Below are 18,750 nucleotides of genomic sequence, written 5' to 3' on the forward strand. Positions count from 1 at the left end.
ATTATAATGAATTTGCCTATCTGTATAAATTAATAACCTCGTTCGGATTCCAATTGTCGATAACTGGAGGATTTGTATTTGTAGTTTTTAAAACATTTTCTACAGTATATTGTTTTACTTGATCTGCCGTTAAATATTTCATCCAGTTTACCCTTTCATTTGAATAGGCACCAACGCCTGAAGAATTAAATTCACTATATCTTGCTGTAGATTCATTTTCTGTTTTGCGCCAGTTATCCCAGCCTGCTGGTTTTATGGCATCTGACATTTCTACGTTTATAAAGGCTACTGCTGCATAAGGTCTCCAAGGCCTACCCAATGTAGTTATATGCGTTCCTGATCAGCTAATTTTGCAATTGTTAAAGACATATCCAAAATTGACATACTCTTTGGTAGAAGCTGCTGTAATAGCACTGCCTCCTTTTGTATATAATTTACAATTATCGAAAAATGCTGTTGAACTTCCAAAGATAAAATCTGTAGATCCTTCTATATAGCAATCCTTGAAATATTGTCGTGCATCTGCTCCATACAATGTATCTTGAAAACCTAAAAATTTACAGTTATTAAATACTGCTTTATCTCCCTGAATACTAATTGCTAAAGCTTGTCCAACTGGTCCTGAAGAATTTTCAAACGTTATGTTCTTTGCATAAAACCCATTAGCCATTATAAAACAACTTGAAGAACCGCTTGTTCCATAACCCTTATTAGTTACTGGATTTATTTTGCTAGAATAATTATCATAAGTTAAGACAACTTTATCCACATCTTCCCCTATTAAGGTCACATTATTTTTATCGGTTTCTAAAGTAATAACTTGTTTATATATACCGTTTTTTACAAAAATAACACTGCGCTCTGATTTTAATTTTGGAACGGCATCAAATGCTTCTTGCACCGTTTTGTAATCACCACTTCCATCTTGGGCCACAACAAAATTGTATTTGTTTTTTTTATGCTTGCTTGTTTGTGCAAAAAAGGATTGGGAAACAATCATACACAAGAAAATGTACTTTAAAACAATAATCTTTTTCATATAACAAATAATTAATTCCAGTTGCTAATTTATTTATTTTTAATAATTGATTTAAAAAAATGGAGATAAAGCTTTTTTGCTTCAACTCCATTTTTAAAAACTTATTTCACGATTATCCTAGTGGTCATTCCTGTTTTTTGACTTTTAATGACATAGATTCCATCGGACAAATCACTGATGGTGATATCAGTTTCCAAGGAAGTCACCTGAACTTGCTTCACGACAAGTCCCGCTGCGCTGATAATGGACACCATGTCATTGTCTTCGATAGATTTCAGGGTTATCCTGTTTTTGCCAACGGTGGGATAGGCATAAAACAAATTGCTTTTGTTCGAAAATTCAGTCACGGCAAGAGTTCCGTTTTGATTGTCCGTTATATTTTTTACAATATTGTTTAAATAGACTTCGACGTTGGTGTATAATGCGTCCAAGGTTTTTAGATTACCATCGATTGGATTATTGGGATTTAATCCTTTTTCAGTTTCCCACGCATTTGGCATACCATCTCCATCAGTGTCGTCAGGAGCTGCTTCTGAAGGTAAATCAGGCCAGCCACCAGCAGCCGAAGGAGTGTCAATATAACCATTTGTACTTCCGTTACCTCCGTTCATAATGGTAGCTGTACCAGAACGAGTGTCGTCAACAGCCCTTTTATCGACGGCATCCCTATATAAACTGGCACCAGCATTTTCCAAAACTAAATCATAAGCATTTGTTGCACTATGGGTAGTAATCTCGCCCGGATTGTGTGGGGCATTAAGCTTCATTGCCGCTTTATCGGCTTCGCTTACGGGAAGTTGACTGCCGTGAAACTGGTTATATACTCCATAAGTCCAGTTATCCTGTGTGGCTCGAGTGGAACCATTTACATAATTTCCGTCGATAAAAAGTTTACCCCAAATTCCGAACATTGGTGAGGTGGAATCCAAGTTTCTACCTGTTGACAAAATACGTTCTTTTGTAGAATTAGAAGTACCCGGACCTGGTTTCCAAAAGTTGTTTACCATATTGACATTCATGGCATCTCCGCCATAGCAACTATTGTATCCCCAATTGTAAATGACGTTGTTTCGTATATCAAGCAAGCCTTCTAAAGGTATTGTACGACCGCCATATTCTCCGAGTCTAGGATTTCTACTGCTATGATGGGCTAACAAATTGTGATGAAACGAAGCTTTCAATCCTCCCCAAATTCCCCCATAACCATGCGAGCCCTTGAAGTGAACGGAATTAGTAAGACTTTCAGAAATAATGCACCATTGCATCGTGAAGTTCTTGTTTTCATAAAATGAAGCGCATTCGTCAGTGGACCAGCTCACAGAACAGTGGTCTATAATAATGTCTTTCAAGAAACGACCACCAAGTGCATCGTCTTCTACTCCATTCTCATCTCCCATTCTAAAACGCAGATAACGAATAATGACATTATTGCCTCTTACTTTTACATTATAGCCTCTCAAAGTAATTCCACCTCCTGGAGCTGATTGTCCAGCGATGGTAATGTTGTCGGTAATACCCAACTCGCTTTGCAATATAATGGTACCCGAAACTTTAAAGGCAACGATTCTAGGGCCTGTTTGATTAATGGCATCACGCAAAGAACCTACTCCTGAATCGTTCAAATTGGTTACATAAATAAGTTTTCCGCCACGACCACCAGTAACATATTTACCGTGACCTTCAGCTCCTGGGAAAGCGGGAACAACTGCACCACTGCCGCCATTATAATCTGCTTTTACTTCAATGCTTCCATTGCCATCAAAAAATTCTGGATGGGTCGTTTTATTATAGGTTCCGATGCCAAAAACCACTCCATTGATGGTTAGCTTTTGCACATTCATCACGATATTCAAGACTGCTTTGCTATTTCCTGCCAAATTTAATTTTAATTCTGCACCAGCAGCACGCTCGTGACTAAAAACAACAGAATTACCTTGATCTACATTGATGGTTCCCGAACCAAAAGCGTTGGCAACATTCCCTTCAATTACGGTTGGATAATCGACACCCAGAAATTTAGTGCTTTTTTGGGCCAAATCCCAAGTTCCCGTAAACTCGCTATTATCCCCTTTCAAAAGCAAAACTCCAGTATTGACAATGCTTCCTTGACCAATATTCAATGGTGTAATCTTTCCACTGCCGGAAATGGGACCGTTTAGGGTCATCACGGTTTTGTCGGCAATGCTCGAAATCATTTCGCATTTCAGGTTTCCGGAAACAATGATGGGAGCATCCAGCGTCATTCCGGCACCACTGGTGAAATAGTATATTCGGGTATCTTCTTTAAACATTAGGATTCCCGTTGCTTTATGGGATCCACGCAGACGCAAGGTTCCGGCTCCCGAAAAAATAAGGTCGCCAGCAAAAACATTGGCCGTTGTCTCAATTTCGACTTTACACGAAACTATGTTGCCGGCTATGGGCAAAGTGGCAGGATTGAAGTTGTTGGGATTGTCCCAACTTTTGTTTTCCAGCGCCAAAAAAACCGAGTCAAAACCTGGAGCAGGACTTTCAATGGGCTGATTATTGCCTACGGTTCCCAAAAACGCATAAAACACTTGGTTTCCGATAGCGGTCGTTTCAATTTTTTTGATGGTGTTGGGTACCGTATCCGATGTGGACCATCCGTAGAAAACATAATTCGTCAAAGTGGGAATTGGCAAAGTTACTGCCGTTCCTTCAGTATAGACTGTTGGAGTCAAACCGGCTATTCCTAGACCGTCAATTGAATTAATATACGAAATGGCGGGAGTGTTGGCAGCCACAAATTCTGCCACATAAGTCAAATTGGAGGTGATGGTAAACACGGCTGGATTGGTAGTCGAAACGGGATTCCCGTTACCATCAACCCATCTCGAAAATTTATAGCCAAAGTTGGGATTGGCCGTCAAAGTTATTTGGGTTCCGCCAACAAATTGATTGCCTGCCAAACTTGAAGTGATGTTTCCTGACGAAGCCGGACTCACATTGGTTGCCAAATTATAAATAGTGGCGTTGGCAGTATTGGTGATTTTTTCAAAATAATCAACATTTCCCACGTACGTATTTCCAGCAACTGGTTTGAATACCAAATACAAATCGTGCGTGCCTGTTGTTTGGGTTATTGCTGCAGAAACAACTTGATATGTTGTCCAATTGGCTGTTGAAGTCGCATTAATATTGGCTGTCCCAATTAAAGTGCCAGCAACGGCATCTATCCTGAATTCAATTGTTCCTGCCAAAGACCCTACTGTTGGTGATCCAGTTTGTGTTCTACTGGCAGCTGCCACATCAAAACGAGTATCTAGTTCCGTAAATTGAATACCATTGAATTTAATCCAATAGCCATTTTTGGCAGAACCAATATTTTTACCGCCAGAGAGGGCTGCATTCGTTTCTATGGATACGCCATTAAATGAATCATAATTTTCAGCTTCAAATCGATGAATACTTTGCGTAAATCCCTTAACCGAAAAGATTGTCAGCAACAAGCACATCAATAATTGTTTTTTCATTTTGATTTGGTTTTGGTTATTTTTTTGCTCCAGAATACTCAAGAAACTTGTCAAAAAATGCTTGATTCTATTTATTCCTTGATTAACTTCGCCGTGTCAATTTTACCATTGTCCAACATAACTTGCACAAGATAGATTCCCGCTGAAAATCCTTCAACATCAATATTTTGTTGGGTAGAGTTATTGCCTTTTAACTCTTTCAATTTTGAGCCGGAAAGATTATAAATCATAATTTTTTCAATACCTGAATCCGTATTTATCGTGAAATTATTTCCTTTTACCGGATTGGGATACAACGAAAATGTACTGCTAGCTTCTTGTACATCATCCACGGACAAAGTACAAGATGTGGAAGCTCCCGTTACGGTATTGATTCCGTTGATTACATTGCTGCCGCTTACCGATTCGGCTTTATAGGAAGTGATGGCATTGCCATTCGGAACAGTAATGGAAGAGCAGTTTTGGAACACCATTCCTGTTATGAAATTGGCCTTCATTCCAGTATTTGCGTTAATTTTCACATTGTCGAAAACAACATTGGAGATTAAAGATTCCGGTAAACCATAAATCATTCCAGCATTGTCAGAATTGGTTACCGTAATATTTTTGAACGTAATGTTTTTCCAAGTTGGGGTTGTGCTCGTTACTGTACCAGCAACTAATGTTGATGGATCCGCCGTAGGTTCTTTGGGGTACCAACTTGTAATGGCAAATGGAGTCGAAACATTGATCATCGTTACATTCGAATAGTAAAACGTGGATTCATTCCCTCCGCGGTCAATGGCTGATTTCAAACGAAACCCGTTGGAAGTGCCATTAAAGCTGCAATTATCCACAAAAACATTGTTTACGTTAGAAGTATAACTTCCCACCGAAACCCCGTGTCCTTCACCAAAGGCAGAATTTTTAATTTTGATGTTCTGGGAATTGGCATCTACCGCCACATCATCGTCACCCACGGAAAATTTACAGTTCAAAACATCCAAACCATCCCAGTACCATACATCTAGAGCGTCGGTATTTGGCGCAGTTTCCGGTGCCATAATTGTTACATTCTTAATTGTTCCGTTATATCCACGACCACTACCGCTTTTCCCCATAGTAATGCTGACATTGGGAGCATTGTGAATAGTAATATCGGTAATCAAAATCTTATTACAAGCCTTAAAGCGCATAATACCAGGACGACCAATGCCAGTGGCATCAAAGGCTGTCCACCAAGCGCTACCATTTCCTTCAATAGTTCCTCCTCCACTTATGGCAATATTGGTAAGATTCTCTCCATAAATAAAAGGTGTGTAACTATCTGCCGTTCCGCTGTTGGGATAAGAACCGGCAGGAACTCCATTTCCATTTCCGTAAGGCATCAATTGTAAAGTTGCCCCTGTCGAAATTTGAAGATTGACATTGCTTTTCATCGTGATGGGACCACTCAAAAAAGGAGAAGCATTGGCAGGAACAACAACGGTTCCACCTCCAGCAGCGTTTGCCGCACTAATAGCTGTATTTATGGCTGCTGCATTGTCAAGATTGGAAGTACTGCCTCCATATATTGCCTCCGTAATTACATACTGGGTGGCAGGTATGGTGGGCAAAATTTGTGTAGAAGCAACATCAGGAAAAGTCTCTGCCACAAATTGTGCCTCACGAGTGGTATTTGCGGTTAGTGTCAAATTAATTGTACTATTGGTTGAAACAAGAGCGCCATTGCCATCGACCCATTTTGAAAAAACATAGCCAAAATTGGGAGTTGCCTTCAAACTTATTTGGGCTCCATCTACAAATTGGGTACCGGACGGGTTTGAAGCTATTGTTCCTGACAAAGCCGGACTCACATTAGTTGTCAAAGTATATATGGCGACATTGGGATCACTGGTCACTTTTTCAAAATAATCAAAATTGCCTACATACGTATTTCCGGTGACTGGTTTAAACACAAAATACAAATCGTGCGTACCTGTCGTTTGGGCTATTGCAGCAGAAACAATTTGATACGTTGTCCAATTGGCAGTGGAAGTCGCATTAACATTGGCTGTACCAATTAGCGTACCGTTAGTTGCATCTATCCTTATTTCAACAGTTCCAGCCAAAGCTCCAACCGTAGGCGATCCAGTTTGCGTTTTACTGGCGGCTGCGATATCAAAACGGGTATCATATTGGCTAAAGATATGTCCCGCGAATTTAACCCAATATCCATTTTTACAACTTCCGATATTCTTGCCACCGGAAAGAGCCGCATTAGTTTCTATGGACACTCCATTGAAGGCACTGTAATTTTCCGCTTCAAGTCGCTGTGTGGTTTGCGAAAACCCCATTGCCGATATAAATAGCAGCAATAGGGGAATCAATAATTGTTTTTTCATTTCTAATTTTAATCTAGTTTTTAATCACTTTTGCTTTAAAAGTAGCTCCTTCGGCATTTTTCATACTGATAATGTAAACTCCGGAATTCAACGCACTTAAATCTATGGAACGGTCAACCTCCGTTGACAAGACTCCATTTTTGACTTTTTGTCCTTGGATGGAATACACTTCATAGTTTAGGCTTCCAACTCCTTTTGGCAATGACAAATTCACCACGCCAGTGGTTGGCATTGGATAGGCAATCACTTCATTGGATTCCTTTATTTTACCCAATCCCAAAGTAGTGGTGGCACTGGCGGTACTCAAACCTCCATATTCGCTAACGGCTTGCACGGTATAAGCATATTTAGCTCCGGCCGCGGTAGTGTCAACATAAGTGGCATCTAATGTAATGGCCAAGAGTTTTCCTTCCCTGCACACCACATAGCAAATAGCATATTGATTGTCGTCCCATTTGAGGGTGTTGTTTCCAATATCGGATAGATTGGCCGGTGCTGCAACTTGTTCTACCACCAAACGTGGATCCCATTTGTCTGTTCCTCCCAAAACGTTTTCTATCGTATATTGATCTGCTTGTGCCTTGGTCAATACCGGATTGTAATTTCCGGTTTGATTAACCCCGCTTACCGAGAAAACATTGGTTCTATTGGAAGTGTTAACCGCCACTCCAATTCCGTTTACGCTGTTGTATTCGGCAAAAAGTGCCGGCAAAGTTCCCATACTGGCCCAACCTTGAGTATTGGGTTCGTTGATCATTGTTGTATTGAGATAAACCGCTCTTGGAGCATTTTGCCAAGGTCGTCCCAAATAATATCCTGTAACTGCAGTGATGGTATTGTTGTTGAAAACATAACCGTAAGGATCTGTAGCTAAATGATTTGGAGCGACTAAATAACCAGCGGCCACCGAAACTAATTTGCATTCTTCAAACCAGTGTGTTCCTCCTCCACAAATAAAATCGACATCACCTTCGATGGTGGATTTATAGTAAAAACTTCTGTTACCTCCCGTAACTTGGGTATCTTGCTTGCTTCGTAATTTGATTCCGTTGTACACATTTCGGTCTCCTGCCGGATTCAAAGCGGGTCTTTGACCGGAAGTTGTTATTCCGTCTTTGTGCTCGATGGTTACATTTTCCATATACAAATCGTTGGCTTGAATGGAAAGTACCGCATTTTGGATTCCCCATCCCGGATTTCCCTGTAGAATTACATTGTCTTTGGATTGGGCAATCAAGGAAACATTGTTTTTTCCTGACGGAAGTTGCAACACGATTCCTTGTGGACTGGTTCCATCGCCACCCAAATTATAGGTTCCGTTGGTAATGAATACCAAAAATCTTGTGGTGGAATTAAGCGGTGCCGCAGTAAATGCCTCTGCAATGGTTTTCACGTATTTTCCAGTGGCCAATTGCGTGGCCGTTGCATTGGCATCCACGATCAAGTCATAGACGCGTTTGGCAGGAATTGGCTTCACCATTGTTTTAAATGACAAATTAACCGCTGCCGCGCTATTTCCCGAAAGGTCGGTAACCAATCCAGCCGGCACGCTAAAAGTATATTGTTGGTCGTAGTTCAATCCATAATAACTGAATTTCACGGTTTTGTTCACAAATTCAGGAGTTATGACTTTACCGTTGAAGCTAACGGTTCCCGTGCCCAATTTTACCTTTTCGTCATAAGTCAGGATGATATAGCCACTGGCACCAACCGAAGTGGAAGCCTCGGCAGGAAGCGTGGTTTGAAGCACTGGAGCCACGGCATCCGTAACAAGAACCTCATCGGCTTTCACCATGACATTGGACAATACCGTTGCCGTCACGTCAATGGCGCTTCCGTGTTTTGGTCCGGCAACATTGGGCAACCATCTTAGATATACTTTTGCTTTTCCTTCGGCTTCCACCGGCAAGATTCCTCCAATTGGAGTGATTGAACTTGTGTTGATAGTCGTCAAGTTGGAAACATTTACAAAGTTTGTACCGTCAAGTGAATATTGCAAAGTCCATTCATCACAACCGTAATAGTAACCGATGAGTCCAGACGAAACATTAATATTTTTATATCCAACGGTTGAAAATGAAGTCATAAAATAAAAGAAATCACCTCTAATGGTATTCCAGACTGCAAAACCATTTTTTCCTCCTCTATTTATAAGTCTCACGTTGGGTGTAACAATGTTATCGTTGATATTATAGGCAAACAATTCAGGTCTATTATCTACTTTAGAGTATAATTCAGCCACTCTAGGATGTGCATATTGATCGGTCTTGAATGTCCAACCTGCTATAAAAGACACATTGTCATAAGTACCCGTAATGGTTTTATTTCCATCCATTGTCAATGAAGTTCCCAATGATGTTGATCCATTAGACCAATTACTGAATTTAACAATATCATTTTCAACGGCAGTAATGGTAACATTGGTTCCCGCTTCATAAACCGAAAAAGCACCATCCTTGCCAGCAGGAGAAACAGTATATTCTCCCAAACCGAAAGCGCCTTGAGTGCTTACATTCAAGGTAAAAGTATTGACCGCCACATATTCGGCAACCAAAGTTGTATTTGAAGTAATAGTAAAAGTATAAGGATTGGCTGTTGAAACTAACGCTCCGTTTCCATCGACCCATCGAATAAAATTATACCCAAAATTTTTATTGGCCGTTACCGATACTACAGTCCCTTGATTAATTGGAGAACCACCCGGATTGGAAGTCAGCGTTCCTGAAGACGTTGGGCTAACATTTGTGGTTAAACTATAAGTAATTGCAGTTGGATCGTTGGTCACTTTTTCGAAATAATCCAAATTGAATAAATAACCTGTGTTTGTAGGATGTTTAAAAACTAGATACAAATCATGAGTACCCGTTGTTGAAGCAATTGCAGTCGAAAATTTTTTGTAATCGCTCCATCCTGTACTTCCTGATACTATTGCGGTTCCAATCAAGGTTCCGTCGGTCGCATCCAGCCTAAACTCTACAGTTCCGCCCGTTGTTCCAGAGGCTGCCACTGTGAAACTGGCATCATATTGATTGAAAACGTGTCCGGTAAATTTAATCCAAGTGTTGTTTTTAATATAGCCCACATTTCCTGTTCCCGAAAGCGCTGCATTCGTTTCGGCCCTTGCTCCCGAGGCGGTATTGAAAGTTTCGGCTTCAATTCGCTGAGTGGTTTGTGAAAACCCTAGTACTGAAAATAGTAGTAGTACTAAGAAAGTAAAAAATTGTTTTTTTATTTTTGTCATTTTTTTGGTTAGGTTAAATAGTTTATCTAAATAGTTTACACTAAAATCTTAATCCATTAAATCCGTGTTGTAGATTTACATTCTCGTATTATTTTTTCATAGTTTTTATAGTTTAGAAGTTAAATTAATTATGACCTTATATTGGTTATAGGAACAACCCTATTTATCTATTTTACTCTATGATTTTTACCTGATTTTTAATCGATTCAAGAACTTTAATATCTTTAGAATATATTTTTCTGTGCTTCATATTTAGAGTCACACCTTTAGTTAGATTCCCTCCAACTAAAAATAATTGATTTTCTCCTTCGGAATTAAATTCCTTGAAATCGATGTTTTGACTATTGAAAAATCTGGCCGAAATACCCGGTTTATCTAACTTCAAATCGACATTGTCAAAATCAATATTTGCCGTATAATTCATTTGAATACCAACTTCCGATCGAATAATCATGTTTTGAAATTGTATGTTTTGAACTGGCATTTCAGGTATTCCCATAATTTTCAAGGCTTGTTGCGCTCCATCGACATAAATATTTTTGAAATACATATTCTTAAATGCAGGAGTTTCCTCGGATACCGTTTCTTTTTCGACAATCATTTCGCCCGTAACGGGATCTTCGACTGCCCCTTTGGTAAAATAGTAGAGGTTAAAATTGATGGCATCAGTTGGAATGTTTTTCATTCGGATGTCTTCCATCCAAATGTTTTCGACCAGGCCGCCTCGACCTCTAACGGACTTGAAACGCAAGCCGCAATCGGTGCCAATGAAGGTCAGATTCTTTGCCAAAATATTGCGAACTCCTCCCGACATTTCGCTTCCAATTACAAAACCACCGTGGGCGTGATAGACTACACAATTGGTGATTACGAATAATTCCGTGGGTTTTCCGCGCTCACGACCTTCTTTGTCCTTGCCCGATTTGATGCAAATGGCGTCGTCGCCCACATCAAAACGGCAATTGGTCACCGTCCCGATTCGACAAGATTCGATATCTAAACCATCACCATTTTGAGAATACCAAGGATTGCGAACCGTTAGATTTCTTAAAGTCAAATGTTCACACATCAACGGATTGAGATTCCAGGCGGGTGAATTTTGAAAAGTCACTCCGTCTAACAATAGTTTTTTGCAATTGACCAAACTCACCATTACCGGACGAAGTGCCTGTTTGTAAGGAGCCATATTTTCAACAGTAGGTTTTTTAGGCAATTTATTTTTCTCTTCATCAGCTGTACGTGCTCCTTCTGATGGATACCAAATTTTACCATCCTTAGACAAAACGCCTCCTGACTGAACTAGCTCCTGCCATTGTCCCGCGGTCATTTTACCGATTTTAACCGGACGCCAGGCAGACCCATTTCCGTCAAAAATACCCTGACCAGTAATGGCAATGTTTTCTAAACCAACTCCCATAATAGGAGATTCACAACGAAGCACCTTATTTCCCTCAAAATAAGATTCAATTAGTTGGTACTGATTTAAATCGCTGGTAAAAGATATAAAAGCACCGTTTTTAGTGTGTAAATTGACGTTGCTTTTCATTTTTATGGGACCGGTAGTCCACAATCCCGCAGGAATGACAACTACTCCTCCACCAGACTCCGAGCATTTTTGGATGGCGTCATTAATCGCTTTGGTGCAAAGTTCTTCGGAGTTTGGAATCGCCCCGAAATCAATAATATTCAAAGTATCCACTTTAAACCTTGGAATCTGTACCTCAGGCATTTCAAAAGGAAGCTTCGCCTTAGCTATTGACACAGTACTTTTTGATTTAGCTGTATTTTGTCCAAACATATCGTTGCCACGTAAAATAGCAGCGAATAATACTGTACCAATAAGGAAGCTGGTTTTAATTTTTATCATCTATTTAATTCTTTATTTTTTTGTCTAAAATCTTTTGCAATTCAATCCCTGCCATAATAAATGGCCCCACCGCTTTTGCATCGTCATCTCGTATAGGTTCTGAAATATAATATTCGAATGAACCGTCTCTATCCTGAGGATTTTTACCTCCTAATCCAGCAACGGCACAGCATTTTGTAATAGAAATTGTTCCATCAGGATTCTGTTTGATGAACTGTTTTAAAACTCCATCAAAACCATTCCTCGCAGCATTTAGGTATTTAAATCCAACATATCCTTTGTTATAAGCTTTGGCAAACGAATAAATAAACATTGTTGAGCATGTAGATTCTAAATAATTACCTTGCTTACGAGGCTGATCCATTACTTGCCACCAAACTCCGGAATCTCTATCCTGAGCTTTTAAAACAGCTGCAAATACTTTTTGCACAATTTGTATCAACTCTTTACGTTTCGGATGATTTTTGGGAACAAAATCTAAAATATCAACCAAAGCCATGCAATACCAGCCCTGAGCACGTCCCCAAACGTGAGAAGATTGTCCGGTTTTTTTATTGGCCCAAAACTGTTCCCGCTTTTCATCATAACCGTGAAAATTCAAACCTGTTTTGGGTTCTAAAGTGTGTTTCTGAATCAATTCTGTCTGCAAAATCGCATCATCAATTGCTTTTAGAACATTGAAAACGGCACCATATTCCGCCGAAAACGGATCAGCCATGTACACGCCGTCGAGCCACATTTGCCAGGGATAACTTTTCTTGTGCCAATAACCGCCATCATAATTTCTTGGATGCGTTTCCAATTGTTTGTGGAGTACATCCATTGCTGTTTTATAGCGTTCATCAGCCGTTTTCTTATAGATTTCAAAAAGTATTTTCCCTGAGTTTATTAAATCAAGACTGTACTTTTCCAGTTCGTAACCTCCTAGAATTTTTCCGTCCTTGTCAATTAATTGTTCAGCATAAGAAAGTGAGTAATCCCAATATTTTTGCTCCTTTGTATAATCATATAATTTCTGATTGGCCAGTGTTACCAATCCGTTGGTATAATTCCATTTGGGAAATTTCACTCCATCGAGAAATACCGGATTAGGCACTCTTTTTTGATCAGAATCAGCCATCTTTTTAGACCAAACAATTGGTGAATCGCCCTGAGGATTATCTTTTAATTGTCCAAAAGTGACCATATGGCTAACCAACAAAGAGAGCAAACTATATTTGATTGTACTTTTCATACTTGAAAAATTTATTTGTTGGCAGTCAAACTAGTTTTTGCTTTGTTATTTATTACCTCTTGCTCACGCAAATTTGTTGACATTGCTGTTTTCTTGGCTTCGTTATCACTTTCTACCCTAAACCAGTCGTAATCGGCATAACTACTATCGCTGATATTTTTAGTTCCCGTTGCAAACAGTCCAATTTTGGCTCCTACCCAACGTCCTGCACTAGGTTTAAAAGGTTTCCCAAATACTTTAAAAATTTTTCCATCCGTACTATAATAAAAAGTGACTTTGCCATCAAAAGGTTCTTTGTCTTGTAGCATCTCTACTTTGGCGCGGAAGTAAATCATTTTTTGATCAATAGCTATTGCGGTTATTTCTGTCTCGCTTTCTTTAGAAGTTCTAGCGTCTTTCATCAAACGTTGCACTAATCTGAGTTTTGCATCTGCATCCTGCTCGATAGCGATATAGGAGTAATCTTCACCAAAAACTATTAGACCTGTACTAGATTCTTTTGCATCGGGATTGTTTTCGAAAGTTAATTTGGTTGTAGCTGTAAAATTTGCCCCTGGAAATTTTTGCAACAACAGGTTAGGCATCATCCACATTGTTTTCATATCCTCATCACGAGGAATACAATTCAAACGCATAAATCCTAAGTTTCCAGACAACCACCCCCATTGTTTATCTGGGTTTTGATTTGCTTGCCATTGCCATTGCAAACCATATTGATATCCGTTAAATTCATCCGAAGAAATTAAAGGAGTGGCAGGATAATTTTTACCAACATTGGGTTTTGTCCACTCAGCAACTGGTTCTCCAATGCCATCTTTATTGGTATCTTTCCCCATAATTGGCCAACCCTCTTTCCAAATAACAGGCTCTAGATTGATGATACGCCCAAATGCCCAACGATCTTGGAAGTGAATAAACCAACCTTCTCCATTTGGAGTTTCAACATATCCACCTTGATGAGGTCCGTTCATCTTAGTATCTCCCTGATGTAAAACAATTTTAGATTCATAAGGTCCCCAAACATTCTTAGAACGCATTGCTAATTGCCATCCTGGTTTTACACCTCCAGCTGGAGCCATAATCCAGTAATAGCCATCACGCTTGTATATTTTAGAGCCTTCAACAGTTGTATGTCCGTTATGACCATCAAAAACCATGGCTGGATTTCCAATTAATTTTGTTCCATCTACATTCATTTCAGACAGCATCAAAACTGTTTTAACACTAGCACGACTTCCCGCAAAAGCATAGGACAAATAAGCCTTTCCATCTTCGTCCCAAAGAGGGCAAGTATCGATATATCCTTTTCCTGCTTTGACCAAAACGGGTTCTTCCCAAATACCCGCAGGATTTTTAGTTTTGACCATATAGATTCCAAAGTCAGGATCGCCCCAATAAATATAATATTCGCCATTGTGAAAACGAATGGAAGGAGCCCAAACACCATCGCCGTGACGAACGGTTTGAAAATGCTCTATTGGAACTTGGTTTTGCAAAGCATATCCAATTAATTCCCAGTTCACCAAATCCATCGAATGGAGAATTGGAAGTCCTGGAGAACTATTGAAACTCGAAGCAGTCATATAGTAACCCTCTTGTCCTGCACATACATCTGGATCAGAGTAATCGACATGAAGAATGGGATTTTTATACTTTCCATTTCCTAAATCGGCATTCCACCCTTGAGCATTTGCTCCTAGCACATAAACTGTCAAGCCTAATGACAGTAGCAATCGTTTTAATCTCATTTTAGCTTATTTTTATCAAAATTATTTTTCAAAAAAGCACATAGTATCCCCTTAAGAGAACTTTAGATTCTCTTCAAATTGAGTATTCCTTTTATAATTTAATAGTATATGAACATTCAAGACAGGGAAAGAAGCATCCCAAATATGGACGCTTCTTTTCTGTCAAAACACTAACCTAACTGTGTTTTATTGAAGCCATCTTAAATCCCCTACCTTATTGGTAACAATTGGAGAATTAGAATCTTTAATTTTCAAATTTCCATTCTTTGGATCTACGAATAAGTTCAATGCACTAATTCCTAATGCCGTTCCTTGAATGCTTGTAGGGCCAAGTAGATAATCTGTAGTAGTATAATTATTACTATAAGTAGTGGTTGAGCCTGCTGCGATTGCTTGAATCACTTTTCCACAAGCAGATGCTAACAATACATTCTTAAAGACTAAAGTAGAGCCTGCTGCATTTGGAATATTAATTAAAGATCTATTATAAGCATAATCATAAATCGTTACATTATTATATTCCAAATAAATTGGATAGGATGATGTGCCATAATCAAACAGATTTTTAAAGTTACGCGTTCTATCAGGTACTTCAGTTCCTATCGTATAATAGTCTCTCATAAAAGTACAATTAGTAAAAACCGCTCTTTTAAAATTATCTGCTCCAGCAGAACCAAGGGCAAACGTACCATAAGGTCCTGAATGACCACCATTCATATCCAAAGTACAATAGGTCATCTCAAAGTTTCCTACTTCTTTATATTTTCCACTTCCTTGATGTCTCCAAAAACCTCGTCTAAAATTATTAAAAACACAGTTATAGAACGTAACCTCTCCTATAGTCCACGAAGTTCCACTGTTGAAAAAGTAACTTGCGTCAATGGTTTGATAAAAACGAATGTTTTCAAACGCCAAACCTGACAAATAAGATCCTTCTTTAATATTCCAGTTTCCGTTCAATTCTATTTGAGGTCGTTCGCCTTGTGTGCTACCTATAAGTCTAAATCCTTTTGAAATAGTAAAAGGAGTAACTTTGAACAACGAACCTGCTTCTAAGAAATATTCTGTTCCTTCTGGAATCGTTGCATCCAAATCGTTTTTTCTCAAAAGAGCATCTAAATCATCTCCTTTCATAACCAAAATTTGTCCTGCTGATGGTCCTGCCGAGCGAAAAGTTACTTGATTATAAGGTCTATCATAAACACGTGTTTTTGTATTGTCAAAAACATTTAGGTTGTAGGCAGTACTTTTTTCTAAACCTTCTAATTTAGCCTGTCCAATTCTTATTTCTTCTGCCGTTAACTTACGCCCAATAGAAGGAAGTTCCTTGGCACTTGCTGGGGCAACAGAAATACTATCTACTGGATTTGCCGCATCAATAATCCAACTTGCTATGACGCTAGTTTCAGAAATATTTACCTTTTCTACCTTTTTCAAAATAGCAGCATAAGGCAGACGATCTTCTGTTAATGCGGCCGTATTAGACCATTGTGAATTAAAATTTGCATTATCCTTATTGGCACGAACTCGAATATAGAACTGCGTTTTGTAAGGAATATCATCCATCAAAATTTGTGTGTCCGTAATCGTATAGGACTTGAACAAGCTTTTGTAGTAATTATCTAAATGCAATTCTACCGTATAAGAAGTAGCGTCATTTACTTTATACCATACCAAAGCAATAGAATTGCCTTTAACTAAAGGGGCTGGAAGTACAAACTTGGGTTGAAACAAATCTTCCACCTTGTTATAAACCGAACTGTCGTCTTGACAAGAGTTAAACATTCCTCCTAGCAAAATCATGCTGAAAAATGACAACATTAAAATTATTCTTTTTGAATTTTTCATACTTGACTAAATTTAATAGTTAAAACCATAATAATTTTGAATATTTCCTCTATGATCTGTAATTACTTTAGATGGGTAAGGGCACAAATAACGTAAAGGATCGTTAGGAGTTTTACTTGAAGCATTGTTAAAATTGATGAATCCTCTAAAACTCCATTTGATGTCATTTCGTGGTTCATAAGCCTGAGTATCGCTATTTAAAGAATACCAAGCCGATGCAAATACTTGTTCAGTATAACCAGCTGGTTTAGCATATAAAATTTCATTAATTCCTTTTATGTCTAAAATAGTACGACCTGCATTGTTAGGGTCTGGAATGTTCTTCCAGTACACACTTCCGGGAACATTATCAACGCCAGCAACATAAGCACCATTGGCTACTTTGCCCCAGTTTAGCAGTTTATTATATTGATTATAAATCACTTCACCATATTTATTCCAGCGAGCTAGATCAAACTTACGTTTACTCTCACCTCCAAACTCCCAAGCACGCTCATCTACAATAGCATTAAAAAATTGTGCTTGAGTTGTTTTTGAATCGACATAAGCATCCACTTTAGCCGACCAATCTGCCTTATCGAATGCTCTGCGGCGAACGCGTCTTAAACATTCTTTAGCATCTTCACGCAAACCTACTCGCTCGTTTACTGCTTCTGCATACATCAATAAGACATCGGCAAATCGCATCCATGAGTAATTCACACCTGTAGATTTAGTGCTTGTACTACCCAGTGGAGCAGTTTCATAAAGTTTTGACCATTTCCCAGTAGCCAATTGCGCTAAATTTAATCGAATGACTTGATTCAAATTAGCATCATACGAATAAGGGGCACAAGTAACGTCACGTCGCAAATCTTTAACATCAAACGAATATAAATAGGTCCCGCATAAACTAAGACTTCCCGAAGCCGATCCATAAGGATGTGACCCTGCTGTAATTGGAATACCTATAGAATAGGCATATTCCCCTGAAACGCTCTTTAATAAGGGTAACGAAAACATTACATCATCATCAACAGGTGTTACCCAATTATTTTGTTTTACCCAAAAATCACGGTAACTCAATTTCAGATCGTGGTGTTTCTCATTGATTACTTTACCTAAGTATTGAATTGCAGTATCATAATACATTTCATAATTCTCACCTCGAACCATATGACCAATTCCAGCTGCATCTGTGTCAGGACGTAAAGCCCAACCCCCACGAGTTAGAGCAAGCAAACCAATTAAACCTTGATTAAAACTTCTTGAGGCGCGTTCTGTTCCATAATCCAGTTCACTGGCATATTGCATTAGTGGTTCTACTGACTTCAAATCGTCTATCAGGAATTCAAGAATTTTATTTCTATCGGTAACTCCTACAGTAAAATCCTCGCCACCAACTGATGATTTAGTACGAAAGACAACATCTCCCCAAATGCGAATCATGTCCAGATACACCATGGCGCGAAGGGTCTTAACTTCTCCATAAAGTTGTGTCACTTTTGATGCTTTGTCTTTCTTGTCTGCTTTATAAATATCCGATTTTTCAATTCCTTCAATAATGTCATTGGACAAGTTGATGATTTTGTACATTGCATTCCAAGTTGAATTCAACGTTGTCCAATAAGGTTTGGGTTCAAAACAAGCAATGTCTGAACCGTTCACATTTACTGTATTGGTTGAAACTCCTGCCATTTCTACATCGGTATTCGGATTAAAGACAAAAGCAAGACGGTTAGAATAGGCATCGTCACTCAACATCAGTGTATATACTCCAGCAACGGCTGATTGTATTTCACTTTCCGAACTGAAAACCTCTGCCTCAGTAAAACCAGTTGCTGGTTGTACATCTAAATAATCATTACATGCTGTAAATCCCAGCAAGAAAGTAAATAGAAGGCTTAATAATATCTTTTTCTTCATTGTTTTAGTTT

The 18,750-nt window shown here is 38.9% G+C and carries 8 protein-coding genes and 1 pseudogene; all 9 read right to left on the reverse strand.

All coding sequences use genetic code 11. The annotated features are described in order from the left end of the window. Positions 1 to 16 precede the first annotated feature (16 nt). A pseudogene (locus C3L50_RS16435) lies at positions 17 to 1,039 on the reverse strand (pectinesterase family protein). Positions 1,040 to 1,140: 101 nt separating this feature from the next. Continuing rightward, the gene (locus C3L50_RS01190) at positions 1,141 to 4,533 is read right to left on the reverse strand and encodes a carbohydrate-binding protein (protein WP_133158837.1); all 3,393 of its coding nucleotides are present in this window, start codon (positions 4,531 to 4,533) and stop codon (positions 1,141 to 1,143) included. Positions 4,534 to 4,604: 71 nt separating this feature from the next. Then, complete coding sequence (locus C3L50_RS01195; RefSeq protein WP_103804188.1) at positions 4,605 to 6,896, reverse strand: glycosyl hydrolase family 28 protein; 2,292 nt, start codon at positions 6,894 to 6,896, stop codon at positions 4,605 to 4,607. A gap of 13 nt (positions 6,897 to 6,909) precedes the next feature. Continuing rightward, a complete protein-coding gene (locus C3L50_RS01200; protein ID WP_103804189.1) occupies positions 6,910 to 10,137 on the reverse strand; it encodes a pectinesterase family protein in 3,228 nt (1,075 codons plus the stop codon). 172 nt (positions 10,138 to 10,309) lie between these two features. Further along, positions 10,310 to 12,004 (reverse strand): glycoside hydrolase family 28 protein, encoded by a 1,695-nt coding sequence (locus C3L50_RS01205; RefSeq protein WP_103804191.1) that lies wholly within the window; start codon positions 12,002 to 12,004, stop codon positions 10,310 to 10,312. Positions 12,005 to 12,008: 4 nt separating this feature from the next. Further along, complete coding sequence (locus C3L50_RS01210; RefSeq protein WP_103804193.1) at positions 12,009 to 13,238, reverse strand: glycoside hydrolase family 88/105 protein; 1,230 nt, start codon at positions 13,236 to 13,238, stop codon at positions 12,009 to 12,011. 11 nt (positions 13,239 to 13,249) lie between these two features. Next, a complete protein-coding gene (locus C3L50_RS01215; protein WP_103804195.1) occupies positions 13,250 to 14,986 on the reverse strand; it encodes a glycoside hydrolase family 43 protein in 1,737 nt (578 codons plus the stop codon). 186 nt (positions 14,987 to 15,172) lie between these two features. Continuing rightward, on the reverse strand, positions 15,173 to 16,834 hold the full coding sequence (locus C3L50_RS01220) for a DUF5123 domain-containing protein (protein ID WP_103804197.1): 1,662 nt from the start codon (positions 16,832 to 16,834) through the stop codon (positions 15,173 to 15,175). Between the two features lie 12 nt (positions 16,835 to 16,846). After that, positions 16,847 to 18,739 (reverse strand): RagB/SusD family nutrient uptake outer membrane protein, encoded by a 1,893-nt coding sequence (locus C3L50_RS01225; RefSeq protein WP_103804661.1) that lies wholly within the window; start codon positions 18,737 to 18,739, stop codon positions 16,847 to 16,849. Positions 18,740 to 18,750: the final 11 nt, after the last annotated feature.

This window comes from Flavobacterium alvei (assembly GCF_002920895.1).
Classification (GTDB): Bacteria; Bacteroidota; Bacteroidia; order Flavobacteriales; family Flavobacteriaceae; genus Flavobacterium; species Flavobacterium alvei.